This is a genomic window from Nocardia sp. MDA0666 (genome assembly GCF_003023875.1).
GTDB classification, from domain to species: Bacteria; Actinomycetota; Actinomycetes; order Mycobacteriales; family Mycobacteriaceae; genus Nocardia; species Nocardia aobensis.
Genome location: NZ_PYHT01000004.1, coordinates 153,697 through 178,221, shown reverse-complemented (window position 1 = coordinate 178,221; position 24,525 = coordinate 153,697). Strand labels below are relative to the sequence as shown.

Here is a 24,525-nt window from a genome sequence, read left to right as displayed (position 1 = left end):
GGCTGACATACTGCGGCAGCAAGAGTTTATCGGTGAAGTCGTTGAGAATTTGCGGGGTATTGCGCCATGGGCTGGCTTGAAATAGGTGCAACATTCAGAGCTGCCGGAACAGTGGTCGGTCTGGAGGTTGCGATAGAAACTCCTGGTGGCACCCTATGACCGAACTGGTTACCCGCCATGGAAAACCGACGCACAATGACCTACTTCGGGCGAGAAAATCCAGTCGGATTTGGAAATGCTTATCGACTCGCTCGAAGAGATTCCTGAGTCGGTCGGATTGGCATTCGATACCGCAGTGCGGTCAATGCAATACCATTGCTGGAACGACCGGGATGCACAAGAATTCGAAACATGTGAATCGTTCGCCACAGCAATGCAGCTAGGCTCCGCTTTATTCGCTATCTCAAGCGATGGCGAGGAGTCGGTAGAAGCTCGGATCGCGCAGAAGATTCGTTTGCTACCGAAAGTTATGCCGCATGAATTCGCCACTGTGGATAGCTGGCTGAAAGCCTTCTATCTGGCCGTCATATGCCGAGATCAAATTCGGATGACGAACCTCTGTGAGATTTCATCCGACAGTCTTCGATCCAACAGCCCGGCTGATGAATTTATGTATCTTTGGATGGATGTACTGCAGATATTTTGGCTACAGGAAGACGGCCTGTATGCCGAACTTCAAGAGGTGATCGAAGCTTCATACGCCGAGGTTGTGAAGATTGCCTCTGAAGGCTTGCTTCATACTGTCCTGTATCCGCCTATTCATGTCTTCCACTGTCTTGTGTTCGAAGGAGAAGAACAGTTCAACGCTGCGCTCAAAGATGCTGTTGAACTGCACAAGATATATTGGACATCAGATATCGATCGTCTTACGGATGTTGCTGGTAGTATCGCTCTAGCCCCGTTGGCGATGGCTTGTATTGCATATGACATGGATATTCCGCTAAATGTCGAATCGAGCTATATTCCTGAGCTTGTCTTGAATGGAAACTGGCTCGACGGATTTCCAATCTAACAATGAAGCGTGCTCAGACTGCGGAAATTCGAATTTCCCGAACGAGCTGCTGAATGGGCAGACCATCTTGCCCTGTCATCGATTTCACCTACGATGCGACAGCAAAGTTGACCATCAGTGCTGGGAAATTCGCTACGGGCAGAGACGAGTTCGATAAGTTTCTCATCGCGAGGTATGACGGAAGGATTGCTACCAGACCTATTGGCGACACGCCAGGTGAAAAATATCGCATGAGCAACTAGTTGATCTGGGCAAGAAGATCATGAGCAATGAAGACGCCTACACCGCTCAAGCAAAAACATTTGGAAATGCTATAACGAACGGTACTATCAGCTCGAAGCTGGACATATTGAAACCACTCAAGGAAGCAAGAAAATCAGGTACGTCAAATTACCCACATCAGAATGTGGAATCCATCTCGATTCAGTTACGTGATGGAGCATTCGATAGCGGCCAAACTTACCGATGAGATGAGGAGCGAGATGATTTCCTTCAATGGTGATATCAAGATCGCGGACAACCGAGTTGTCCGCGACGCGTTTGAAGAATGGCTAGGAACTAATAACACAAGCGTTAAGGAGCGAATGTCCGGTTTTGAATTAACCTACGAGGACGAAGATACTTATGTCTTCTGCTATGAAGCGACGGTCCGGGCTGGAGTTAACCCGTTCTATCTGTTCGAGGGTTCCCTCGAAGGTGTCGAGTCGGATTCGATAGAGAAATTGAGGGCGCTGATTCGAGTCTGCGTCGGAAAAGATCTCGAGTGCATCATCGACTACACGCCGGTCGATGATGAGGGTGATCCGGTAGGAGAGGAAGTGACTATCAGCAGAATGGATATCTCTACATAATGCCGCATGTCGGGCTGACCCAACGGGCCAGCGCGGCCAGTTGGCGGTGAGAACGACTCCAGCCCAGGGACATCCGCTTCGGGCGATGACAGCGACGCGCAGTCGGAATGTGACGGCATATCAGAGGCGGATCACCACGTCCGGCGGCAGGGGATTTGTTCCGACCAGCGTGGGATGCCAGCGGCCGGAACCTGGTGCGGTGCGGACCATCCGCGATTGGCACCCCTCTAAAAAGTCAAGCGGCTGCTCCTTCGGGTGATGTGGGCGGTGATGCAACTGGCCGAGCATCTTGTTGAACAGATGTCGCAGCGCTGCGGGATGCAGCGGCGAAGACCCGGTGCAGGCGGTATCCAGGGCGGCCAGCAGTGCCAGAGCCTGTCGGCCGAACGCCTGCTCCAGCAGCTCGGGCTGGCGCAGTTGCGGTGACGCAATCCCTCGAGGATCTCGGTGGCCAAGGTGTCGATAGGGCCACGGCCATCGGGTTGATCGCGTAAACCGTCCGGCTCGAGGCTCACAGCGCAGAGACCTCCAGCCCACGTGGTGTTTCGATCACAACCGGGATCGGGGCCTCGGCGGTATCGCCGGCTTCGACCAGCAGGTGGGTGAGTTCCGCGAAACCGGTGGGGTCGTCACCGATGCGATTCTTCGCGACCGGTGCGCCGTTGGGGTCGATGATGGCGATGTTGTGGTGTCCTTCGGCCCCGTCCACGCCACAGTAGTTGCTCAATCTGGCCCTCCAGCATGTGCTTTCCGGTGTTCGATTCCCTAGCGGAAACGCGCAGCGCCCTGCTTACTAGCCTCGACGGGCTGGCCTCCGATGAGCTGTTCGCGATTCCATCTCACGCGCACGGCACCGGGCTTTGTCGGAACTCGAGGTTCGCGATAAACGGGGCTTCCGCTCGTGCGGGAGGGCTCGAACGACATGCTGTCCCAGTCGAATGCGACGGCCTGGCAGGGCCGACACACCGTGTCGATGCCTTGCCGGCCGATGCGCTACCGCCTCGCCCGCGGTCTCGCATCAGGGCCGAGGTCCACGAGGTGTGCGGGGATCCAGGCTGCAGCGTCTGCCGCCCACCGCCGCAGGTCTTCGGTAAGAGCTTTGCATCCGAGAAGTAACCCAGCGAGCGATGGCCGGCACGCCGATTGGTTCAGCCACGACGCCCGAGTTGCGGAAGGACTCGAGGTCCCGAAGCAGTCGAAACTCGCCACGGCCGAACTGATTTGAACGATCACTCGGCAGCGCCCCCGCCAGCCTGCCGAAAGACCTCACGGGTCTGGAAGGAACCAAGATGTTACGGGGCGTTCCAGCCCATCGATACGCAATAAATAGTAGGAAACACCGCCAAAACTGTCGGTGGTTGCTTCTATCGTTGGCGCATGACCGATATCGCCTCACTGGCGGCATCCACACGTGCCGTGTTCGGCGATCCTGGTGTGCACGCCGTCGTCAGAGCCGGCCGCACTGTGCACGTGGTCGTGCTCGGGCAATGGGTCGGCGACGAACAGGCACCAGAACTGCTGTGCCACACGGGGACAGCAGGATGGTCGCGACCCGTTCTGGAGGCTACGCGCGCAGATGTCACCGGCGCGCGCTGCTTGCGCAAACTCGGCAGCCCACATCCTCCGCACCAGCGGCGACTGCACCTGTTCGGTGACGGCGGGACTGTGGATTCAAGGGTGTTTCCGGCTCTATTCGCTGATCGGATGATCGGCGGGAAGGTGCCGTGATGACGACACTTGAGGCGGTCGCGAAGAAGAAGGCCGAAGCGTCGGCTGAGGAGCCGGTAGCGGCGGAGTTGCTGCGGATGACCAAGGAGCAGGGCTTGTCTCTGACTGGGCCGGACGGGCTGCTCAACAACGGGTGGGATGAACCCGTCCCGTTCCTCGACTACGACCTCGCGATCCGGCGGGTCGTCTGCTGGACGAACGCGATCGAGTCCTTGAACGCGGCTACCGGCGCGCGATCGAGGCATGCGGGCATTTCCCCACCGAGGAAGCCGCCCTGAAATGCCTGTATCTGGTGACTCGTTCCTCGACCCGACCGGCGCCGGTCGGACACGAGAGACCATGCGGCGGAAGCCCGCGGTCAACGCGTTCGCGATCACCTTCGCCGACCGCTGGCCCGACGCCCGAATCTGCTGAAAGAAGCCGCCGGAAACAGCTTTAGCGAGATGGGTCCTAATTGGCACGAATGGTCATTGTCAATCTGTCTGCTGTCACTTCCGATGTGTCTCGTTGACGCGAAACGCGGGTAATGGCAAGCAATTCCATTGTCCCACTCCCGCAGGTCAATGCAGCCACGCCTTGCCTGTCGATAGTTCTGTGCAGCCTCTTGACAGGCGCTTGATCGCTCAGACCCATTGTGTAAGAGATGAACCGGGTCCGTCTGGCGGAATGTGTATACTCCGCTCATTGACCTTTTACTCGAAGGTGTTGTGCCCCAGGGCATCACGGACAGGTGGATGTATGCGTTAGGTCTTTGTGTACCGCGCGGCATTCGGGGACCGAGCGGTGGGTAGTTGCTGTCGTGGGGTCGAGCAGGCTCGGCGTAGTGCCATGTTGCCACCATCGACTCGTCGGCGGTTTTCATGACCCGGTCGGGTCGACGAATTGGTGGTCCGCTGTTCGCGGGCTGGTAAGAAGGGGTATTTGCGCCGTGTCCGCAGAAGCATTGGTCGCGTGGTTTATTCAGGTTTTCGATGCGGAAAGCCTGACCCTGGTGGCAGGTCGTTTGGGTGTCGAGTTGGTGCAACGAATCATGTGCGGCCAGGCGACGGTGGCCGACCTTTTCCTGGCCTCGGAGGTCGTCGGTTGGGGGTTGGGGGAGCTGCTACCGGCTTCGCTTGACGAACTGAACGGCACGGTCCATGACCTCGAGCGGCGAGATGTCGAGCGCATTGCATAGCGCGAACAGCTGATGCATGTCGGGGGAGCGCTCCCCGTTCTCGAAGCGCTGGATGGTACTGACTGCGACGCCTGACGCCGCCGCGAGTTGAGTACGCGTGTAGTCGCGCCGGGCGCGGGCAGCGCGGAGCTCTTCACCCACTGCGCGGTTGATGCCGTCGTGGAGGTCCCGCAGTTCCATATGGACCATCATGAAGTCCAAATGGAGTTATTGCAAACACTCCCAGCGTCTTCTCAGGTCAAACCTGATCGATAATAACGGTCGAGTAACAGGTCCGTTTGGACTTGTAGACGGTCCGTTTGGACCATATTGTGTTCCGTATGGACTTTCTGGATCGACATATCGCCGACAGGATCGCATGGGCGCTGGGTTGTCTACCCATGGACGTAGGGCAGGTGGTTGCGCAAACAGGCCTCGCGGAGGCCTCGATCGCGAACCAACTCATCACGAACGCGCGGTTGACGGTCAGCGAGTTGGTACTGATCGCCTGTGCGCTCGACCGGGATCCAGTTGATTTCATCCCGGGAATCACTGCCGCCCAGAGTGAGGTGGCCTGATGTGTCAGGATTCCTCGACTCATCTGTATCTGGACGAGGGTGCCCTCCGTGATCTCGCCACATTGCTCGATGGGGTGCCGGGTCTGGCGGAGGATCTGGAGGATGCGGTAAACGGACAAGCGCGTCTGGGTTCGGCCAACACCCGCGTGAGTTCCCGATCCAGCGATCAGCCGCTGCCCTTCAGTGTGGGCGCGGCAAAGGTGCGCGACCACTTGCACGCGACCTTGGTTGCGTGGGTCCGGCTCGTTTGTGAGCAACGCGCCATCGAATACGACGGCCGGACTTCGACGGCCGGTTTGGCGGGCTGGCTCCGTGCCAACCTCATCGCGCTCGCCATGACCGAAGGCGTGGACGCGGCGCCGACCGACATTCGCGCGGCCGTCGAGGCAGCCGAACGAGTGGTATGCCCACCGTCGCAACAGATCACGGTCGACGCCACGGCGCTCGAAAAGGCTCGGCGGGCTCGCCTCAACGTGTCGGGAATCGTCGCGCTCGCAAAGGAATTGGGTGAGCCGTTCCGCTCGGTGACAATCCGTCGCATCCAGACGCTGCGTGATGCCGGCCGGGTGACCCCGGTGCCGGGTCCTTGGGCGCCGGATTGGCCGGAGCAGTTCATCCTTGGTGAGGTACTGGACGCGCACCTGGCGTATCCGATGCGTCGTCGGAAATCGGCCGAAACCCGCGTCGTTGCACACCAGTCGCGGCTTCGCATCGTGGACGAACTCGCCTCCTGATAGCCGTGGCTCCTTCCTGGATGGTGCCGCCGCAAGTCCACACAGATCTGTGACCCTTTGTCTCGAAGCCGAAGTCACGTTTCCAAGGCCGCCGACCGCAGCTCCACTCTCGGTCCGGCGGCCTTTGTCGTACCCGCATTCCCTGATCAGGAGGTCCGTCATGAACTACTCATTGCTCGCGCTGATCGAGATGGCCGCGCACACGGCACCCAGTACGCCACTGTCTGTGGACAGCGCCCACGAGATCATGCGTCTGCACCGTGAATGTCCGGCCGGCAGGTGTCCACGGAAGTCGGCGGCGTTCGATTCGCTGGCCGCCGCCGGGCGCCTGGTGCCGGACTCCGGTCGCCGCACTTGATCTCTGAAGTGGCCTCTACCAGCTCTTTTCAAGAGATTTGATCTTGGGTGTTGACATTGCGCGCCGCTTAAGTGAAGCTATTTGCAGCGCCACAGTTGTGCCTTCCTTCCGAACTCACGGGAATCATCACTCCACCAACGGTTTCCACTTCTGAGAATCCGAGCCGGTGCGAGAGTCGTTGTACTGCAACAGATATCGATGACGAAGTCACCCACCGGCGCTTTCCCGAGACCCATGTGGCCGGCCCCCGAAACCCCTTCTCAGGTATGACGCGGGATCAGAGCCCGCCGCATGCTCACCCCTCGTGCGCCCGTCTCCCGCAGGTGGTCCGCGGTCGCAGACGCCGCAGCAGCACAGGGGTGCCACGGTCCCGCCCTCGAATCCCTTGGACTCGAGGGCGGGACCCAGTCCTCGACGGCCCCACCCGCAGCCTTCATCCGCGGGTGGGGCCGTCCGCTATCCACCGGACCGAAAGGCGATTCCGCATGATCACCGTCCTGACCTGTCGTGGCACCGGAGAACCACTCGGATCCCCGGCGAACATGCTCGCCGCGGTGACCCGGCAGCTCGACCCGGCGATCTACGAAATCGGCCCCGACATCGACTACCCCGCAGCCATCGGCCCCGCCAATCCGCGGCACGGTGTCGGAGGCTGTAGTGAACAGCAATCCATCGACCAGGGCATCACCGCCCTGGTGCGGGCAATCCACGCCACCCCGAACAGGGTCGGACTCCTCGGCTACAGCCTCGGTGCGGAGGTGGTTACCCGCTTCCTCGAGGCAAAGGCTCGCGGCGAGTACGCCGACTGCGAACTGGCCTGGGCGGCGAATCTGGCCAACCCGCTGCGTATGCGGGGAGATTCGATCGATCCGAACCCCGTCGGCTTCGGCATCAATGGTCAGCGCCGGCCTTGGCCCGACGAGTTTCCCACCTGGGAGGTCGCGAACCCCGCGGATGGAATCACCTCATGTCCTCCGGATTCGCCGCTTCGCACCCTTGCCGACACGGTATCCGCCTTCAGTTTCGCCGATATGGGCGGCTGGACCCGCGACCTGGCCGACCGTATTCGTCGAAATCGTTGGCAGGCGATGCAGTTCGGCTCGTGGTCGCATCCGATCCGGATCTGGGACCTGTGGTCGCAGGCCGCCGCGCTGATGGAGGGCTATCTGAACGGCGGTCAGCACACTACCGCCTACATCACCGGCGGCTTCTGCGATCGACTGGCCGCGATCCTCAACCGCTATCCGGAGAGGGGGTGAACGAAGTGATCACCATTGCCGAAGATCTCATCAAGCTGATCGGCGACCTGATTCCGCTGGTCCTGCCGCTGTTCGGACTGTAACCAGCCCCTTGCCCTCGCCAGGTCGGTGACTCGAATTCCGGCGGCACACAACACGAGGAGAGTTCCATGACCATCTTCGGGATCGACATCTCCAATAACAACGGTCCGGACATCGACTTGGCGCGGGTCGCCCGTGAAGGGTTTCAATTCGTCTTCGCCAAGGTCACCGAGGGCGACGGCTTCGTCGACTACACGTGGCCGGCGTATCGAACTGCCGCCCACGCCAACGGATTACTGGTGGCGGGCTACCACTACCTCAGGGGCGACGCCGACGTCGAAGCCCAGGCCGATCTGTATGTCGCCCATCTCGGCGACGCGGCGACCATGGTCGACGTCGAGACGAATTCCGGTGACCTGTCGACCTTTTGGGCGTTCGTGAACGCGGTGAATGCGCGCGGTCGACAGATCAACCTCTCCTACCTGCCCCGTTGGTACTGGCAACGGATCGGCTGCCCGGACGTGTCGAACGTGCCCGGGTTGATCCAGTCGAGCTACGTCTCCGGTTCGGCTCCCGCCTCGGTGCTGTATCCGGGCGACGATTCCCCGTTCTGGACCGGCTTCGGCGGCAAGAACGTCGACATCCTCCAGTTCACCGACGCGGCCGTGGTCGCCGGGCATCGAGTCGACGCCAACGCCTTCCTCGGCACCCTCGACCAACTCCGCGCTCTGCTCGGGTTGGCACCATCTACTACTCAAGGAGTCCTCATGGCGCTCACAGATGCCCAGCAGGCTGACCTGTACGAGAAGGTCCAGGAAATCTGGGGCCAGCTCCGCGGCCCGGACGGTCAAGGCTGGCCGCAACTCGGTCGCAATGCGCAGGGGCAGAACATGACTCTGGTCGACGCGGTGGCGAAGCTGCAGCACGATCTAGTCTCGGCTCCGAAGTCCACATCATGAGCGCTCCGGGCGCGTTCGTGTCGCGCAATGCGAAAGCGGTGGTCTCCGCCATCGGCGGAATCATCAATGTGCTGGCGGTGTCGGCGGCCCTGTTCCAGTTCGCGCCGGCCGAATACGCCGGTGTGGGCGCCGCTTTGCTGGTGGTGATGGAGGCGCTGCGCAGCGCCAATGTCTGGATCGTCAAGAACGAACCGGCTCTCGTATCCGCCATCGACGAGATCGTCGCACCCGAGGCCGGGTGATCGCTTGTTCGAGACGCTGCTACTCGCCGTGGCGACGTTCCTCGGTGGAACCGGTACTTCGGCCTTCTTCTCGTGGCTGCGTGCTCGTCGCATGCAGCCGATGACCAGCCTGCGGTATGAGGTCGCGGCGGCCAAGAACGTGAACGACATCGCGCTCGAGACGCTCGGACGGGTGTCGCAGGAATTGCGCGATGTCACCGGCCGTCTCGATGCGGTCGAGGCGGCGCAGGAAGCTTCGATCCGTGAATTGACGAGGGTCACAGGGCTTTTCCGGGAGGCGCTCGCGGTGCTGCGAGGCGTTATAGAGGCCGCTCAGCACGGCCGCATCCCGGAACTGCACATGTCCAGGGAGCTGATGGACGAGGTCGAGATGAACGGGGCGATCACTTGATGTCCGAGGTTCAGTCCTGTGACAGTGAGCCTTTGACGATCCGTACCGCTCGATCCATGATCTCGAGCGGCGAGATGTCGACTGCATTGCACAGCGCGAACAGCTGATGCATGTCCGGTGAGCGTTCACCGTTCTCGAAGCGCTGAATCGTACTGATCGCGACCCCCGACGCCTCGGCCAGCTGTGGCCGGGTCAGATTGCGGCGCGCGCGAGCGGCCCGCAACTCGTCACCCACCGCGCGGTTGATGTCGTCGTGGAGTTCACGCAGTTCCATACGGAACATTGTGAAGACCACGCGGCCTTCCCGGCAAACAGCACAACTTGTCAACGTTGCTTGAATCACACTCTCTACCAGGAACTTTCGAGCAAGCGATCTTTCAAGACCCATGCGGCCAGCCCCCGGAAACCTTTCATCGGTTCCTGACAGCGGGTCGAGCTCGCCGCATGCCCGCCCCTGCGCTCCCGCGCCTCCCGTGAGGTGGTCCCACGGTCGCTGGCTGCGGTCGCAGCGCAGGGGCACCCAACTTTCCGTTCGATCGAGAAGCGAGAGAAGAACAATGGAAAAGACGACGATCCTGACCGCCAATAGCTATGGCACGCAGTTCTATATCCCCGGGTTCGTTCGCATCGACGAGCTGCGCCTGACCGACGAATACGGTAGCGCTGAGTTTTCGGTGGTCTATGACGATACGCAGCTCGGCCAGGTCGCACAGGTGACCGTGGGCAGTCGTTCGGACGGGCCGCCGATCGTCGGCCAGACGCCTCCCTCCATCTCCCTCGGCAAGGTCCATACCATCGGCGGATGGGCATACATCTTCTACTATGCCTCGCCCGCACCGACGAACTGGCACAACGAGAAGACGATGGTCTTCACAGGCCGGCCTTTCAACCTCGAGTTCTACGTCCCAGGCTTTGTCGCGATCGACAAGCTGCGGCAGGTCGATGACTTCGGCATTGTCCAGCTCTTCGTTCGCTACAACACGACGAATGTCAGCGAGATTCACCACATCACCGTTTCCTCGGTCAGCCCCGATCGGGAGCTGCCCGTCGGTGCCGTCGACCTCGGCTTGATTCACCCATACGGCTCGTGGCGGTACGTCCATTACACCGACGAAATCGTTTCCACCCAGGCCTGATCCGGCCTCTCACACTCGCCCCATTCCGGCGCACCCGTCTCCCGCAGGTGGTCTGCGGTAGCAGACGCAGGTTGTCACGCCGAATGGGGCGCAACGGGTCCCGTCCCCGTCCTCCCCTCTCCGGGGACGGGACCCACCCATCCCTTGAACCCGAGCCCAGCCAGGGCGCGGTGTTTCGCCATGCCCTCGTCCGGAAGGTCCCCGAATCCGATGCCCGACAAGGAAGTTCTCGAATCCATCCACTTCGGCAACCACCAGCCGCCTTCCGAGTACGTGAAAACCGATGCCGGCCAGCTGGTCACCCCCGAATTCCTCGCCCTCATCCAGCAGTCCCTCTCCGGCAAGCTCTCCGAGCACCGCGACACCGAGGAACTCTCCCCGGAAGTCCGTGCCCTCGCCGAGGAACTGTCGGTCATCCACCTACCCGAATGGCAGTCCGGGGTAGGCCGCAAGCTCGCTGAACCCACGGTTACCAGCATCAAACAGGCCGTCCGAGTAGCCGAATACCTCGTAAAGCGCGGCGTCCGAGTGCATCCCGAACTCGAGGAAATCCGCTGGACCCCCACCCCCGGTGGCCAGCCCGGCGTCTTCGACACCGGCATCCACATCACCAAGGACGCCGCTGGCAACTGGCCCGCCTCCGACCCCGAAGACTTCTACAACCTAGAAGACATCCAGGTCACCAAAACCGACGAGGGCCTCTGGTCCGCCACCCACCCCCGCGGCCTGACCGCCGAAGCCCCCACCAAACCCGACGCCTACGCCGCCCTCGTCGACCAGCTCCGCGCCCGCATCGATCAAGCGCGGCGCAACCGTGAGGAGTGATCATGCCGATCACCCCGCCCAAGGCCGCCACTGGTGAGGTTCATAATCTCTCGGTCAGATCGAGCGCTGACGCCGCACAACAGTTCGCGCGAATAGTTGGTGGCCAAGATCTGGTCGCTTCCGCTGGCGCACAGTTCCTTCCAGGCCTTCAACCCATCAGCGTTCGGTTCCAGGACCCATATGCGCCCGGCGGTGATTTGGGACCGACACCCATCGTCCCGATGCATAAGGACCCGGAGACCGGCGAGATGGCCCCCGGCCTCAATCCCGCGGACATCCCTCGACCACAACCCGAACCGGCCAAACCGGCCCCCGCGAACCCGCAACCGGCCCAGCAGCCGCAACCGAGTTCGCAGCAGCCGGCGGGCCAATCAGACCAACCGCAGGCGGCGCAACCGGACTCCACGCAACAAGGGCCGGAGACCGTCAGTGTCGTACCGGCGGGTGTCGATGAACATGTCTTCGGGTTGCCAGACGTCACGGGGCACAAGGAAGGCGACACCTGGGAAGAGTTCCTACCCCCAACCCCCGGCAATCCCAACGGAATTCGCCGCGTAAACACGATCCCCGTCGGCAACGGAACCCAAACCGTCGACCAGGTGATCTACAACGCAGACGGAACCATCACCCGCTCACGTGTGGTCGCCAACGGTCTCGGTGGTTACCAGCGTTGGAACAACGATTCCACCGGCGCCGGGTCTTACGTCGACAAGCAAACAGCAGACACGGACGCCTACATCCAATCGTTCGACCCAGGACAGTCGACGTCGGGCGCACCGAGCCGTGAATCCGGAACCAATGCTGATTACAGCAATACATACCAGCCTGCGTACGACGAAAACGGCAACCATGTCGGAGTCAGCATCGGCGTCCGAAACGACAAGGGCCTCTACGACAATCAGCTTCAGGACAAGTTCGGAAATACCTGGTTCGATCGCACGATCGTAAAGCCCGACGGTGGTCTGGGGAGCATCCAGGCGGGCCAGGTCGATATCGAAGGCCGCGGTTGGTGGCGTGATCAAGAGGACCGTCGCTGGGAACTTTACAAGGACGATAACGGGAATCGCGCCCGACGATACCAGAATCCTTTGACCGGAGGGTGGAGTTTCGTATACAAGGATGGGCCGAACGAGAAGAACGAGACGTTCGACTCGTCCGGTCGATTGGTGAATTCCCTCACGTTCGGCCCCGACGGCAAAGTAATCGGATCACTGGAACGTACTGGTGCACTGCTCATTCAGGGGAAGCCTGGAAAAGACGGAAAGCTCGACTATACGTTCAAAGATGAGAGCGGAAACCGAAGTCGAAGGGGCATACTTTCTTACCTTCCCGGCGGAGGCATGCGTCTGTACTACGGCGACGGCTATGAAACAGTCGAGTACAACAAATTCGGAGCCGAGGTCAAACGCTATAACCGCCAAGGAAACCGCTCGTTCAACGAATGGATGAGCCAGGAGTTCGCCCTTACGACGGTAAAGACCCTCGGTGGGATGGCCGAAGGATTCAGCGGCATGGTTGGTCTCAATGACGTGATCAACATGGCCGGCACGGTCATGGGCTATAGCCCCCACCTCGCAACCAAGAAGGAAATCCTAGACAGCTTCTCGCAAGGTGCCGATAGCTTCCAACAGGCAGTTCTCTTCCACAACCTTACTGCACTGAAAGAGCTTGCCGTATACCGCGCAGGCGGACAGAGTCTGGGCGACGCAATCACCAGGAGCATTCCGAGCTATCTCACCGCTCTGAATGAGGAATCAAAACTTCTCATCGGGACGGACTGGACCGGCTTGCGTGACGACCCCGGCGCAGTACTCGCCACCGCTGCCCTTGGTATTGCCAGCTGGGCGACACCGACAAAAGGAATTCGCGCCATTCCGGGTCGATCCGCACTGGTCGACACGCAGACGTCTTCTCATATACTTCGTGTGCAGCCGCCGACCGGCGGACTCCGAAGACCTCCGATTGTCCAAACGTTTGATAAACAGCCTCCAGCTTTTGAGGCGAAGATAACGGGAATTATCAAAGTTGATAGCTGGATAGAAGCACGATGGAATGAATGGAAATCCGGCGGCCCGCCGCTTGGAGATCCACAAACAGCTATCGCAGGAATCCCGACTCGGAATATCAACTACTCCAGTCAAAGAAGTTGGCTGGAACACAGCTTGTTCGAACAGCGAAACCAAGGCGCTTCTTCATCGCATTCGTCGAGTAGCCATGCTGATCGTGGCGGAGATAAATCCGGACCGACGGGTCAGGCGTCGAGTACGTACCCTACGTATCGTACGCCGAGAGGAAAGCCTGTCACACGGGTTGAGACCTCAAGTGAGCTTTTGAAGAGACCGCTGAAAGAGTGGAATTCTCACGGTGACCGCTATTTTGTCGACGATAATGGTGTTCCACACAGGGTTGGTTCGAAGGGGGATAATACTGATGCAGAAAGAGCTCTTCCTTTCCTGAATGATCAGCTGAAGCAAGCCGGAGAATACCATCACGGGGGAGGTGGATCTGGCTCTAGGTTCTACTTCCAAGCCGATCCAAATGTGCGACTCGAAGATGGGAGTCTTTCGTTTCCGGACAAGCCGGAAGGTGTGCCAAAGGGTGTAATCGCACACACGGTTACCGGCACGACTGCCGACATGGTAAGGGTGACATGGAAAGACAATAAAATCGTCGAAGTTCTCTCCGTTGATGCTACGGGTGCTGCTGGGCGAACTGCTCTGTCTGAAACCGTGAGAACGATCAACAACAAGATGTCTTTCTCGAATAAGTATCAAGCACAGGCCGTAGTTTTCGTTGCATTCTCCGAGGAGCAGGCTGCGGCCGTCTTCGCGCACTTCGCTGATAACCCCAATGTAAGGGTGATTGACCCGAAATCTGGATTCGATAAGACCGGTTCACGTTGACGAGGTCATTCTATACTGTGGATGTAGTTAGTGTTAAGATTATTGGCTATATGCCGAGTACGGTGCGGAGACGACTGATTGGAATTGGTGATGAGTAGGTTTGCTGAAGTTATCGTACTGGCACGGCGAGCTGAGGATGTGATGGCTCCGCTTACGACATCCGATCCTTCCCGTGCATGGCCGCAACCTTTTATCGAGATCGACGATGCGATATTCTCGGGTGCGGGATTTGAGTTCGGATCCGATGAATGCTACATGTGGATAAATCAGTTCTATAGAAATAATTGGGGCGGGCTGCTGGCGTATCTTGAATCGTTGCCGTGGCCGCGCCCAGAAACGGTTCAGGTGCTCATTCATGATGAGGGCGATGACTGCTTCGGTCTCTGGATGATTTACGACGGAAAACTCACAGAGGTTCCTCTGCCGAGGACTTGTCGAGAAGAATATGCGAGCTCGATTACGGGAGTTCTGTTCAGGGAGGATCGAGCGCCGGAGTGATAGGACTGGGAGAAAGGTAGTTTACTGATGCCTGAACGGGTAGCTTTGGCCTATATCGAGACGGCTCTGACGATTTCTGAAACTGAGACTATTGGCGGTTTCTGATGCCGTCCAGGTCATGGTCAGAGTCCCCGATCCGCGGCCCGCACGGATGGTGCGGGTTGCCCGCAATGATCGTAAGGCGCGGCTGGATGTGGAGGATCGGGAGGGGCGCCGTGGTGCTCACCTGATCCTGGATCGGCCTCGGGTGGCGTTCGAATGTACCGATGATGCCGGTGGTGCCGCGGAATTGGCGGCCAAGGTGCGGGGATCGTGAACACTGCCGCGCCTGGCTACATCGGCACCGTCTGGTGCGACCATGTCGAGGAAGTCGGCGAAGAGAACGATACTGATCTGGTGAGGAATATGAGTAAAAAGATCGCCGGTATAATATTCTCCACTCCCCAGGAGGCTGGAGTCGAGCCACCCACTCCTGAGGAGCTTGAAAAATACAAAGAGAAATTCAAAGAGGCGCGGAAAAGACTGCGTGCAGCCTCGCCCGATCCGGATATTATTGCGGGAGATAAATCCTACGACGCTGTTTCTGGAACAGAATTCGACGTACGTCGTGGGAAGTCCGGCAATCTGTGAGTTCTCGGACAGCGGGTCGCTCGACCGGAGACACTGTGAAAGGTGCTCCCCGCTCCGTGCACTCGGCAGTACTATTTCAGTATTCTCCTAGCAATGTTGAAGAGCGGCGGAGACGCAGCTCGAGTTGCACGTGCGGTGTACAAGGCATTCAGAGAGACTAAGAATAGATGCGTCGAGATTCGAGGCGGGAGCTCGATTTTCATCGATGCTGACGGGATGGGACCGGCCGATATGATGGCTTCATTGTACGGAACTTCGACCTCAGTAAAGGTGGTACTCCGTGACCGTCATGGTCGCTCATCATGGACATCCGGCCAAGACGGATGAAATGCGGGCTCAGGAAGCCCGGTCCGACCTTGCTATGCGTGTAAGTTCCATCGAAGATGTGCCGAATTCTATCGGCGCGGTGTTCGATGCCGCCCTCCGGGCGATGTATTTGAGCTTCTGGGCGGATCGAGATGCGGAATATTTTGCAACGTGCGAGTCGGCTGCGATAGCTTTGCAGGTGGGCTCGGCAATTTTTGAAGTGACCGGCGATAATGTTGATGCGGTTAAGTTATTCATTCTAGATGAGAATAGAACGCTGCCCATGATCGGCGCGCGGACATTCGCCAGTGCTTCGAATTGGCTAAATACCTTCTATCTCGCGGTCATCTGCCGAGATCAAGTTAGAATGACGAAGCTATGCGAAATTCCGGTCGATAGGCTTAGAGCGACTAGCCGGGAAGATGAGTTCATCTATCTATGGGTAGATGTTCTGCAAACTTTTTGGCTTCGAGGTGACGGCTTGGCGTCGCGTGTTCAGAGTGCAATGGAGGCGTCATATGCTGATGCGGTTCATTTCGTTTCGGCAGGTTATCTTCAAACTATTCTATATCCACCCGTGCATCTCTTCTATTCTTTGATCTTCAAAGACGTAAGTCTTTTCAACGAAGCGTTGAAAGATGCGCTAGAACTGCATAAGGTCTACTGGACCTCGGATATCGATCGCTTCGACGATGCTACGGGAGCAATTGCTCTGGCTCCGCTCGCTATGGCGTGCATCGGATATGACATGGAAGTTGCGGTTGAGGTCGAATCGGATTACATCCCCAGACATATGTTAAAAGGTGACTGGCTGGAAGGATTTCGATTCTAGCTTCTTGAAGCGTAGATGTTTCAATTATCCTATGAGCTTCTATTGAACGGATCCCTGCCTTGGTTGAGCAGATAGTTTTTGCTGATATCGAGAAGGCTCTCGTCACCTTCTTGACCGCTAAGCTCGCAGCTGTCTCCGACAGTGCGGTGGTGGTCACGAAGGTTCCTGAGTCGCGGCCTGCACGAATGGTGCGGGTCAGTCGTAATGATCGCAAGGCTCGCGTTGACGTTGAGGATCGGGAGGGGCGCCGTGGCGCTCAACTGGTTCTGGATCGGCCTCGGGTCGTGTTCGAGTGTTTCGATGACGCTGGGAATGCGGCGGGCCTGGCTGCGCTGGTGCGCGGCGTTGTGAACGCCGCTGCTCCTGGGCGTATCGGCACTGTGTGGTGCGATTACGTTGAGGATGCCGGCGAAGAGAACGATACCGATCCGGTGACTGCCGCTCCGCGGTACACGATTGTCACCGACTTGATTGTGCGGGGCACTGTTCTCGCCTGACTGCGTGTTCGTGGCAGTCACAACTGAATATCCAATCCCTAGGGCCTGCGCAAATCCCAAGGGAGATAACTAAAATGGCTCTGCCTTCCAGCAAGTACATTGGCGCCGGCACCCCGAACATCGCTGTTACCGGCGGTGTTCTGGTGGCTCCGCTGGCTACCGCGCTGCCGACCGGTGCGGCCGGCACTATCGATCCTGCGTTCAAGGCTCTGGGTTATGTGTCCGAGGACGGCATCGAATCGATGGGTGAGCGCAAGATCGAGTCCGTTAAGGACTGGAACGCCGATATCATCGCGCAGCTGCAGACCGAGCACTCGGTGCGTTTCGGTCTGACCCTGTACGCGGTGTGGGACAAGGACGTGCTGAGCGAGGTCTTCGGCGCGGGCAATGTCGTTCCGACCGCGGCTACCTCCACTTCCGGTGCGTTGTACCAGGTCAAGGAGACCGGTACGCCGCTGCCGCGTCGCTCGTGGATCTTCGACATGGTCACCGAGGACAAGAAGCTGCGCATCGTGCTGCCGAACGCCAAGATCACCTCGGTCACCGAGAAGAAGTTCGTGTCGAACGCCCTGGCCGGCTTCACCGTCACCGTCGAGGCCTTCAAGGACGACGCCGGTGTGAAGGCGTACCGCTACCTGGACGACGGCATCAAGGCCGCCTGATCCCGACGGTATTCACCGTCGAACACCACGACAGGGTTCAGCCCCGAGTAGCTCGGGGCTGAACCCTGCCCTCTGACGGCCTCGAGCCGTCCTGCAAAGCCCCCAACGGCGGCGGTCATTCCACAACCTATGCGCAGGCCCGCCGCCGCCGTTGGGCCTTCCAACTGCACTAACCACAACAACGACTAGACGAAGGGTTTGCGTACCAATGACTTCCCCGAAAGCCCCTATCGCGATCACCACTCCGACGAAGGTGAAGGACAACTTCCACTACCAGGTCGACGGCATCGACATCGAGCTGCCGTCGCTGACCTACCTCAAGCCGGGTCTGGTCCGCCGGATCCGCCGCCTGGGCGATGTGGACGCCATGTACACCCTGCTGGAGTTGGCGGTTTCGCCCGAAGCGCTTGCGGCCCTGGACGATATGGATCCGGACGCCTACCACGAGATGTTGGATGCCTGGCGCGCGCACTCGGGTATCAGCCTGGGGGAATCCTGAGCCTCGATGCCCTTCTCGAAGAGCATTCCGAGGCAATCGAATACGACCTGATTGCCCTCGGCCTGCGGTTGCGCCGGCTCGGCGATGAAGCGCTGAGCTGGTGCGACCTGAAGGCCATAGTCAAATTTCTGCCGCCCGACTCGGCATTGATGCGCACCATGCACCCCGAAGCCCACCGCTGGCGGCTTGACCAATATCTGCTCGCGGAGATGGCCGACTGCCTGCGCTGGCTGGTGTGGTCCAAGAGCGACGACGCCCGCCACGGGCGCAACCGCCCCGAGCCGATCTCCCGGCCCGGCCTCGAGTCCGGCCGCGAACGTGTGGGAACGGCGATGGGCGTCGACCGGATCAACGAATTCCTCGGCTGGAGTGAGTGATTCCTCGCCGGTGGGCGAGCTCGGGCGCAATCGGCCCAGAAAGTGGATGTGAATTGTGGACAAGCAACGCCCACCGGCGATGACACTGCCGGACATTCTCGCGATGACGACCGGCGGGCAGCCGGCACCGGGGAAGCGGATCACGCTGCCCAGCGGCGCCCTCTGGGAGGGAGGTCCGACACCCGGGACTTCCCTCGTCACGCTTCCCGACCAGGATCCGATTCTGGTCTCTGACAACGGATCCGGCGCACCGAACTCCCTCGTGGGCCGGTCCGGCCCGTTCGCCGCGCTGGCCCATGCCTTCGAGGAGGTGCTCGGCCATGTGCCGAACTTCTTCGCCGACCGGGTCGCGTCGCAGGCGCTGAACCTGCTTCGCGATACCTCGAAGAGCGACGAGACCGAAACGCGGATCGTCAAGTTCAGCGCCAAGACCACGCTACTCAACCCTGCCAAGCGAGGCGGACAGCGTAGGCCGGAAGACTCTGAGGACCAGAGCGATTCGGCCTTCGAACAGAATCCGGTGCGGCGTGCACGCGGCGGTCTGGTCTACAAGCCCGGCGATACCGTCGCAGACGGTGGCCTGGTTTCCGGACCCGGTGGCTCGTCCTCCGATCTGGTTCACTTGGCGGCCTCACGCGGTGAGTATGTGGTCAATGCTGACGCAGCCGCACGCGCGCTTTCGCTGCTCGACGCGATCAATTCCGGCTGGGTCCCCTCCGCGGACTTCCTGGCGGGCATGCTGCCCAGCCTCGCCGGAGCGGACGCTAGTCGCACCACCGCGCCCAGCAATCCGAACCAATGGCGAGACCTGCTCGGTCAGGGCGTCATCGCGGACACGTTGGGCGGCTTGGGAAGTGCGGCAGTGGACGCGGCTTCCTGGGCCGGCGCCGCATTGGGCTCCGCCCTGGCGCCCATGTTCGGCCCGGGCGGCCTGTTCGCGGCCCGTCCCGGATCTGCGACATCGGCGTCGGTTCGCAACGATGCGGGTCGGACCGGCACAGGCTCGGCCGTTCCGATGACGGCCTCGATTCAGGCCACCCCCTCCGCCACGCTTGGGTTCCTCGGTACCGCACAACCGAATTCGCCGATAGGCGCGGCCGGTGAGCTGGGTTCCCTCGCCGCGGCGCTGGGCTCCGGAATCACCGGTGCAGCGACCGCCGCGGGTAGCCGCCTGGGCGAGATGCTCGGTGCCGCAATCCAACCCGCGCTTGGCCCCTCTGGCGAACTCGCACCCGTGATCGGCGAACAACTGGGCCGGTTGATCGGCTCACAGTTCGGCGCTCAGCTGAGTACCTCGCTGACCGTGCAGGCCGGAGTCGGCGGCGGACAGGCGAGTTCGGCGACAGGCTCTGGTGGCGGTGCCGAACCCGGCGGGGCAGGAACCGACTCGACGGGAGGCGGTACAGCGCCGGAACCGACCGGCGGTAATCCCGGCGGCGGCACCATCGTGGAGACTGCCGGCCCGGCAGCCTCGAACGCCGGCAGCGGCAACATCATCGGAAAGACCAACGCGGACGGCAGCCGTTGGGAGTACGTCTCGGCCAACCCGGAACTCGGTACGTCGGCGGGCTGGGCGCTTTTCATGCCGGAGTCGAAGTACTCGGTGCCGAAGGACGCGGTGCCCGATGGTTTCAAGCTGGGGAACTTCGTCCCCGATAACGGCGCGCCGCAGCGGATGGTACGGACCCCGAAGGGCCTGAATTGGCTCGATGTGCTGACCGGCAAGACCGCCAACGGTGACGCCCAAACCCTGCAGGACGACATTCACCAGTACAACCCCAACGAAGGCAATTTCGCGGATCTGGTCAACCTCGCCTCTCAGAAGGTCGGCACCGACCTGGGCACCTTGCTTACGCCGATCCTCGGCAGCGATGCTCCCAGGAACCTCGCCGATCTGGCGGCGCAATTGACTGCGCCGCTCGGACAGGCATACAGCGACGCCGACCCGAACCACACGTGGACCGACACCATCGGTCGCTGGATCAGCCAGGCCACAGGTATCGAGTGGACCCCCAATGGCAGTTCGGGCATGTCGTCCGCGAATCAGATAACCAATGAACAGCAGGCCGGTGTCGCGGCGTTCGAATCAGGCATCCAGGGCCTGCAACAGCACGGTTTGCTCGGTGGCCTGACCGGAGCGATCTCCGGTGCAGGCTCGACCCTGGGCAGCCTGGCCGGCAACTTCCTCGGCACCCTGGCCGCGCCGTTCCTCGGCCCTGCCGCGCCGCTGGCCCCCGTCATCGGCCAGTTCCTGGGCTCGATGATCGGCGGCGGTATCGCCGAGGAAATCGCTCGCCCCATCGAATGGGTGGGCAACACGATCAAAGAGCTGGTCGGAACCGGTTTCGGTCTCACCGATCTGGCCGAAGGCCCGGGCGGTCACACCGTCCGCGGCGATATCTACAACTTCAACGGCATGGACCCGAAGAGCGCATCGATCGCGGTCGAGCGGGTCCGTCGGCGCCGGGCTGTGGCGCAGCAACGCGGAGGAGGTTTCGGGCGATGAGCCACCAACTTTTGGAAACCCACGGCACGAAGGTGGTCGTGTGGGATGTCAACGGACGAGTGTGGCACCTGTCCGGAGTGAACTCCGGCCGGGAGGGCGTGCGCTTGTCCCAGCAGAACGGATTCATGTTCGCGCCGGTGCAACTGCTGATCTCGGAGGGCGCGCGTCAGGACGGCGCCACCTTTGTTCGATCTGTCCGTTCGAAGAAGGAGTGGGACTTCCTGGCCGTCATCTCGGTGTCCGCGAAAGATAGTGGCGCCGACCCGGTTCGGGACTTCCACGCTGTGCATGACGCCTGGTTCCGCGGTTGGTCGACAGACAAGCCGGTCACGGTCGGCTACTACACCCGTCACCAAGGCTGGCGGTTCCAGCAGGCGCAGCTCGATGCCGCGCCGGAGCCTGTCGGCGATGTGGATCCGGCGCGAAATGCCATGGCGGTCTACAAGATGTCCGCCACCGCGATGGATCCGCTGGAACGGCACTTCGACGAGAACTCGGTGTGGACCAATTCCTCCGGCATCGGTCAGGGTGCCGTGCGGCTGCGCAATGCCGCGGATCAGCCGGCGTGGCCGCGTTACACGATGAACGGCCCGGGACGCTGGCAGATTCTGGATCCGGTTGCGGGCGATCTGACTCGGATGGTGCAGACGCCGCTGCTGACGGCCACCCAGACGCTACGGATCGACACCCATCCGCGGCACCGGACTGCAACCGTTTACGACAGCTCGGGCGCGAAGCCGGTCAATGTGTGGGCGCAGCTCAGCGGCCGTCGCTGGATGCAGTCGATGGATCCCTGGAGCTCCACCGAGATCACCGTGAAGGTCGAGGGCGGAACCACCGCCTCCGGCATCATCGCCTCGGTCACCCCCCGATCCTCGAGGCCGTTCTGATGACCGCGGGCAACTGGGATCCGTACGACGAATCACGGCGGATGGACGAGCAGTTCCGGGCGGACCAGGAGCAGGCGCGCAATCCCGATGTGCTGGTTCGCTATTGGAACAAGTTCATGGAAGAAGTAGGGGAGGAGCACAGCTACCTTTCCCTGCAGTTCACCTATCCGCGTAACTCCGCCGGCGGGTTGAAGATGATCTGTCCGCGCGACATGGTGCACTTCGACCACCTGTTCAACAACCCGGACGGTGAAGACGCCACCATCCCGATCACGGTGAACACCAAGGGTTTCCGGTGGGACGGGTACATCACCAAGGCGTCGATCGTCCGGGACGAGAACGGCGTCGAAACCGTCGATATCGAGGCCATTCACGCCTGGAACCACATCGCCACCATCTGCTGCTGGGCGTCGCCGTTCGCGCCGGTGCTGGCGCAGTTCCCGCGTCATCACATCCTGTTCGGCCCGGTCCGGACGCTGGTGACGACCTATCTGTCGATGAACCTGATGCGGTTGCAGGCGCCGGGATGGGCCCCCGCGGACGGACCGGACACCCCGAAGTGGAATGCGGGCAATACTCTCTTCCCTATCGCCGTGGTTCCGGTCGACCCGCTGCACGACACCAGTCGTTGGAGTGCTGCCTCCGCGCGATTCGATATGGCGGACAAGCTGTTCCAGCCGATGCTGGAGGATTCCGGTGTCATGCTGACCGCACGGTTCTTCCTGCCCGAAGAGGACGAGCAGCCGGCGCCGCAGTACTTCTACCTCGAGAAGCCGACCGTCGTGATCGACACGGTCGACAAGTCCGGCGTGACCGGCAACACCGGCACGCTGCTGGATGGAATCCAGTCCTGGTTCGAGGAATTCGCCGATGATGGCACGACGCCGATGCGCTACCCGAACCTCGACTCCACCACCGACTACGAAACCGTCTACGGGCAGCAGGGCAAGTTCGGCACAACCCGGAATTTCCCGTGGGTCTGGTACTTCGAAGGGGAGTACTCGGGTATCGGCGCCTCCGAAGTGGCGCTGCACAAGCCGACGGCGACCGACGTCATCATCGGCGGTCGTTCCCCTGGATGGGTGAACGCCGGTATCGAGGTGGTCATCAAGGGCCTGCTGTCGCTGATCGGTCTGGGCTGGCTGTATCGCGGTCAGCTCAATGACGTCTTCCTGGCCTGGATGGTGTACCGGGACATGGAACGTGCCCGCAAGGCAGGGCCGTACGCGTTCCGCGAGTTGTACATCACCGGCAGTGACAAGGCCTTCAACCTCGACGGCCTGGTCGCCGCCCGCCAGGGTCTGCACCTCACACGCGGGTACACCAGCCACAAGGTGACCATCGAGGACAACGCGCCCTACCTGCTGGGCAGGGACTTCGGACTCGGCGATCAGATCGGCTTCGCCGTCGGCCAGGCCGTGTTCACCGACTACGTGACCGAACTGACCTTCACCGACGATCGGCAGACTCCGGCCGTCTGGCAGATCACCGTCGGCGACGGCTCCGACGAGGAGGACTCGGTCGTCAAGGCATGGCAGCGGCTCGGTCGCTTCGCGGCCGCCATCAAAGACTTGTCAACCGATGTCGGCGCGGATCTGGACCTGCTCATCTTCTAACCTCGCTGGGAGGAAACACCATGGCGGACATCAGTTTTCCCGCCCGAATCACTATTGCCCGGCAGCCGGACGTCGACGGCCTGCCGATACTGGACGCGAAGCTGGAGGTCGCCGACGACGTGGCCGGCTTGGCGCTGCCCCCCGGTCCGGCCGGTGCCGCGGGACCGAAAGGCCGTCCGCGCAGCACCTTTCGAAAGATGGGGGAGATCCCCACCGCCGCGGCGCGCCCAGGCGGACTCGGCGCGGACGACCGGGGCAAGTGGTGGCATCGACTGGACGACGACGGCATGGACGTGTGGGACGGTGCCCAGTGGGTGCACTCGCCGCACGCGGTGGGTCCGCAGGGACCGCTGGCCGACGCGAATACACTCGATGTCGCCCCTACCCTGCACCAACCCGATCTGACTGTGCCGGCTCTCGACTTCATCGGTAAGGGTGCGAACCAGCAGGTGAAGGTCACCGCGCCGGCCGGCTTCGCCGGGCCCGAGGGACCTGCGGGCGCTTCGGGCAAGATCGCCGCCTCGCCGGATTACGACCCGTCGACCAGCCCGGGCTCGAACTACGTGTTCGCGTATCACCGTCCCACGCAGAAGTTCCGGCCGCTCCAGCCGCCGATGGGCGTCGGCCCCTGGTCCTGGTTCCAGGAGGACTTCGTGGCGGATCAGGAGGTCGACGCGTCGCAGTTGACCGTCGGTACGTTCACCGTGCCCGCTCAGTCGTTCGCATGGCGGCCCGCGGTGCAGGGACATGTCTACCTGTACGGTGCGAGCTCCCCGGTGGACGCGACCGTTCGGTTGGGAAGTGCCGACGGCCTGATCGTGGCCGCCACACGTCCGTGCGGCGGCGGGTACCTCTACCTGCCATTGATCACCGCCTATCGCGACGAGGATTCGGTGCCGACGCTGTCGCCCAGTTCGACCTTCGCGACCCTGCCCGCCGGGCAGCCCGCCACCTTCGTGGTCAGCCTGAACCGTGCGGGAGACGGCAGCGGGAAGATCGGCTTCTCGCGCACCCAAGCGTCGCTCGTTGTCCACGCCCAGCCCATCTGAATGAGGTGAC

29 protein-coding genes and 1 pseudogene are annotated in these 24,525 nt (G+C 61.1%); 27 read left to right on the top strand and 3 right to left on the bottom strand.

The annotated features are described in order from the left end of the window. Positions 1 to 235: 235 nt before the first annotated feature. The 3 genes from C8258_RS08955 to C8258_RS32540 all read left to right on the top strand — a co-directional run bounded on the left by C8258_RS08955 (position 236) and on the right by C8258_RS32540 (position 2,289). On the top strand, positions 236 to 1,012 hold the full coding sequence (locus C8258_RS08955; RefSeq protein WP_106954747.1) for an immunity 49 family protein: 777 nt from the start codon (positions 236 to 238) through the stop codon (positions 1,010 to 1,012). A 431-nt stretch (positions 1,013 to 1,443) separates the two neighbouring features. Further along, positions 1,444 to 1,863 (top strand): hypothetical protein, encoded by a 420-nt coding sequence (locus C8258_RS08950; protein WP_146161192.1) that lies wholly within the window; start codon positions 1,444 to 1,446, stop codon positions 1,861 to 1,863. Positions 1,864 to 2,133: 270 nt separating this feature from the next. Next, a complete protein-coding gene (locus C8258_RS32540) occupies positions 2,134 to 2,289 on the top strand; it encodes a hypothetical protein (RefSeq protein WP_158271234.1) in 156 nt (51 codons plus the stop codon). A gap of 85 nt (positions 2,290 to 2,374) precedes the next feature. Here C8258_RS32540 and C8258_RS08945 read toward each other — a convergent pair whose 3' ends face one another. Beyond that, the gene (locus tag C8258_RS08945) at positions 2,375 to 2,590 is read right to left on the bottom strand and encodes a hypothetical protein (protein WP_106954745.1); all 216 of its coding nucleotides are present in this window, start codon (positions 2,588 to 2,590) and stop codon (positions 2,375 to 2,377) included. Positions 2,591 to 3,240: 650 nt separating this feature from the next. Between C8258_RS08945 and C8258_RS08940 the strand changes: the two genes are divergently transcribed. Both C8258_RS08940 and C8258_RS08935 read left to right on the top strand, forming a co-directional pair. Beyond that, on the top strand, positions 3,241 to 3,591 hold the full coding sequence (locus tag C8258_RS08940) for a hypothetical protein (protein WP_106954744.1): 351 nt from the start codon (positions 3,241 to 3,243) through the stop codon (positions 3,589 to 3,591). Between the two features lie 140 nt (positions 3,592 to 3,731). Next, positions 3,732 to 4,005, top strand: a pseudogene (locus tag C8258_RS08935) (transposase); the annotation flags it as partial. Positions 4,006 to 4,693: 688 nt separating this feature from the next. Here the strand turns inward: C8258_RS08935 and C8258_RS08930 are convergent. Beyond that, positions 4,694 to 4,948 carry a helix-turn-helix domain-containing protein gene (locus C8258_RS08930; protein ID WP_158271233.1) on the bottom strand — a complete coding sequence of 85 codons (255 nt, stop codon included), beginning with the start codon at positions 4,946 to 4,948 and terminating at the stop codon, positions 4,694 to 4,696. A gap of 140 nt (positions 4,949 to 5,088) precedes the next feature. Here C8258_RS08930 and C8258_RS08925 point away from each other — a divergent pair, with 140 nt between their 5' ends. The 7 genes from C8258_RS08925 to C8258_RS08895 all read left to right on the top strand — a co-directional run bounded on the left by C8258_RS08925 (position 5,089) and on the right by C8258_RS08895 (position 9,289). Continuing rightward, positions 5,089 to 5,325, top strand: coding sequence for a hypothetical protein (locus C8258_RS08925; protein ID WP_106954742.1), 237 nt, complete (start codon positions 5,089 to 5,091; stop codon positions 5,323 to 5,325). Between the two features lie 62 nt (positions 5,326 to 5,387). Continuing rightward, positions 5,388 to 6,059 carry a hypothetical protein gene (locus C8258_RS08920; RefSeq protein ID WP_146161191.1) on the top strand — a complete coding sequence of 224 codons (672 nt, stop codon included), beginning with the start codon at positions 5,388 to 5,390 and terminating at the stop codon, positions 6,057 to 6,059. Positions 6,060 to 6,219: 160 nt separating this feature from the next. Next, complete coding sequence (locus C8258_RS08915) at positions 6,220 to 6,417, top strand: hypothetical protein (protein ID WP_106954740.1); 198 nt, start codon at positions 6,220 to 6,222, stop codon at positions 6,415 to 6,417. A 485-nt stretch (positions 6,418 to 6,902) separates the two neighbouring features. Then, positions 6,903 to 7,676 (top strand): PE-PPE domain-containing protein, encoded by a 774-nt coding sequence (locus C8258_RS08910; RefSeq protein ID WP_106954739.1) that lies wholly within the window; start codon positions 6,903 to 6,905, stop codon positions 7,674 to 7,676. A 149-nt stretch (positions 7,677 to 7,825) separates the two neighbouring features. Beyond that, on the top strand, positions 7,826 to 8,656 hold the full coding sequence (locus tag C8258_RS08905) for a glycoside hydrolase family 25 protein (RefSeq protein ID WP_106954738.1): 831 nt from the start codon (positions 7,826 to 7,828) through the stop codon (positions 8,654 to 8,656). Next, on the top strand, positions 8,653 to 8,898 hold the full coding sequence (locus C8258_RS08900) for a hypothetical protein (RefSeq protein ID WP_106954737.1): 246 nt from the start codon (positions 8,653 to 8,655) through the stop codon (positions 8,896 to 8,898). The genes C8258_RS08905 and C8258_RS08900 overlap by 4 nt, the downstream gene beginning before the upstream one ends. Positions 8,899 to 8,902: 4 nt before the next feature. Further along, positions 8,903 to 9,289 carry a hypothetical protein gene (locus tag C8258_RS08895; protein ID WP_106954736.1) on the top strand — a complete coding sequence of 129 codons (387 nt, stop codon included), beginning with the start codon at positions 8,903 to 8,905 and terminating at the stop codon, positions 9,287 to 9,289. A 10-nt stretch (positions 9,290 to 9,299) separates the two neighbouring features. Here the strand turns inward: C8258_RS08895 and C8258_RS08890 are convergent, their stop codons facing one another. Then, positions 9,300 to 9,563, bottom strand: a complete 264-nt coding sequence (locus C8258_RS08890; protein ID WP_199195636.1) for a helix-turn-helix domain-containing protein — start codon at positions 9,561 to 9,563, stop codon at positions 9,300 to 9,302. A gap of 283 nt (positions 9,564 to 9,846) precedes the next feature. On the opposite strand from C8258_RS08890, the gene C8258_RS08885 reads away from it, so the two are divergent. From C8258_RS08885 to C8258_RS08830, 15 genes are all read left to right on the top strand, one after another. Further along, complete coding sequence (locus tag C8258_RS08885) at positions 9,847 to 10,425, top strand: hypothetical protein (protein WP_106954735.1); 579 nt, start codon at positions 9,847 to 9,849, stop codon at positions 10,423 to 10,425. Positions 10,426 to 10,635: 210 nt separating this feature from the next. Continuing rightward, positions 10,636 to 11,250: a hypothetical protein gene (locus C8258_RS08880; RefSeq protein WP_106954734.1), complete on the top strand. Its 615-nt coding sequence runs from the start codon at positions 10,636 to 10,638 to the stop codon at positions 11,248 to 11,250. Between the two features lie 2 nt (positions 11,251 to 11,252). Next, entirely contained in the window at positions 11,253 to 14,153 is a 2,901-nt protein-coding gene (locus C8258_RS32245; RefSeq protein WP_146161190.1) for a hypothetical protein, read from the top strand. Between the two features lie 78 nt (positions 14,154 to 14,231). Then, positions 14,232 to 14,651 carry a hypothetical protein gene (locus C8258_RS08875; RefSeq protein ID WP_233224958.1) on the top strand — a complete coding sequence of 140 codons (420 nt, stop codon included), beginning with the start codon at positions 14,232 to 14,234 and terminating at the stop codon, positions 14,649 to 14,651. A 118-nt stretch (positions 14,652 to 14,769) separates the two neighbouring features. Continuing rightward, positions 14,770 to 14,967 carry a hypothetical protein gene (locus C8258_RS32240; RefSeq protein WP_146161189.1) on the top strand — a complete coding sequence of 66 codons (198 nt, stop codon included), beginning with the start codon at positions 14,770 to 14,772 and terminating at the stop codon, positions 14,965 to 14,967. Beyond that, a complete protein-coding gene (locus C8258_RS32235; RefSeq protein WP_146161188.1) occupies positions 14,964 to 15,281 on the top strand; it encodes a hypothetical protein in 318 nt (105 codons plus the stop codon). The genes C8258_RS32240 and C8258_RS32235 overlap by 4 nt, the downstream gene beginning before the upstream one ends. Before the next feature lie 289 nt (positions 15,282 to 15,570). Then, positions 15,571 to 16,419 (top strand): immunity 49 family protein, encoded by an 849-nt coding sequence (locus C8258_RS08870; protein ID WP_233224979.1) that lies wholly within the window; start codon positions 15,571 to 15,573, stop codon positions 16,417 to 16,419. 59 nt (positions 16,420 to 16,478) lie between these two features. Further along, entirely contained in the window at positions 16,479 to 16,916 is a 438-nt protein-coding gene (locus C8258_RS08865) for a hypothetical protein (protein ID WP_106954732.1), read from the top strand. A 74-nt stretch (positions 16,917 to 16,990) separates the two neighbouring features. Continuing rightward, positions 16,991 to 17,578, top strand: coding sequence for a hypothetical protein (locus C8258_RS08860; RefSeq protein WP_146161187.1), 588 nt, complete (start codon positions 16,991 to 16,993; stop codon positions 17,576 to 17,578). A gap of 208 nt (positions 17,579 to 17,786) precedes the next feature. Beyond that, entirely contained in the window at positions 17,787 to 18,077 is a 291-nt protein-coding gene (locus C8258_RS08855) for a hypothetical protein (protein WP_106954730.1), read from the top strand. A 149-nt stretch (positions 18,078 to 18,226) separates the two neighbouring features. Continuing rightward, on the top strand, positions 18,227 to 18,454 hold the full coding sequence (locus C8258_RS08850; RefSeq protein ID WP_146161186.1) for a DUF5361 domain-containing protein: 228 nt from the start codon (positions 18,227 to 18,229) through the stop codon (positions 18,452 to 18,454). A gap of 55 nt (positions 18,455 to 18,509) precedes the next feature. Beyond that, positions 18,510 to 20,960 carry a hypothetical protein gene (locus C8258_RS08845; protein ID WP_106954728.1) on the top strand — a complete coding sequence of 817 codons (2,451 nt, stop codon included), beginning with the start codon at positions 18,510 to 18,512 and terminating at the stop codon, positions 20,958 to 20,960. Next, positions 20,957 to 21,850 (top strand): phage tail protein, encoded by an 894-nt coding sequence (locus tag C8258_RS08840; RefSeq protein WP_199195635.1) that lies wholly within the window; start codon positions 20,957 to 20,959, stop codon positions 21,848 to 21,850. Before C8258_RS08845 ends, C8258_RS08840 begins: the two co-directional genes overlap by 4 nt. Beyond that, entirely contained in the window at positions 21,850 to 23,466 is a 1,617-nt protein-coding gene (locus C8258_RS08835) for a phage tail protein (protein WP_199195634.1), read from the top strand. The genes C8258_RS08840 and C8258_RS08835 overlap by 1 nt, the downstream gene beginning before the upstream one ends. A gap of 20 nt (positions 23,467 to 23,486) precedes the next feature. Then, on the top strand, positions 23,487 to 24,515 hold the full coding sequence (locus C8258_RS08830) for a hypothetical protein (protein WP_106954727.1): 1,029 nt from the start codon (positions 23,487 to 23,489) through the stop codon (positions 24,513 to 24,515). Positions 24,516 to 24,525: the final 10 nt, after the last annotated feature.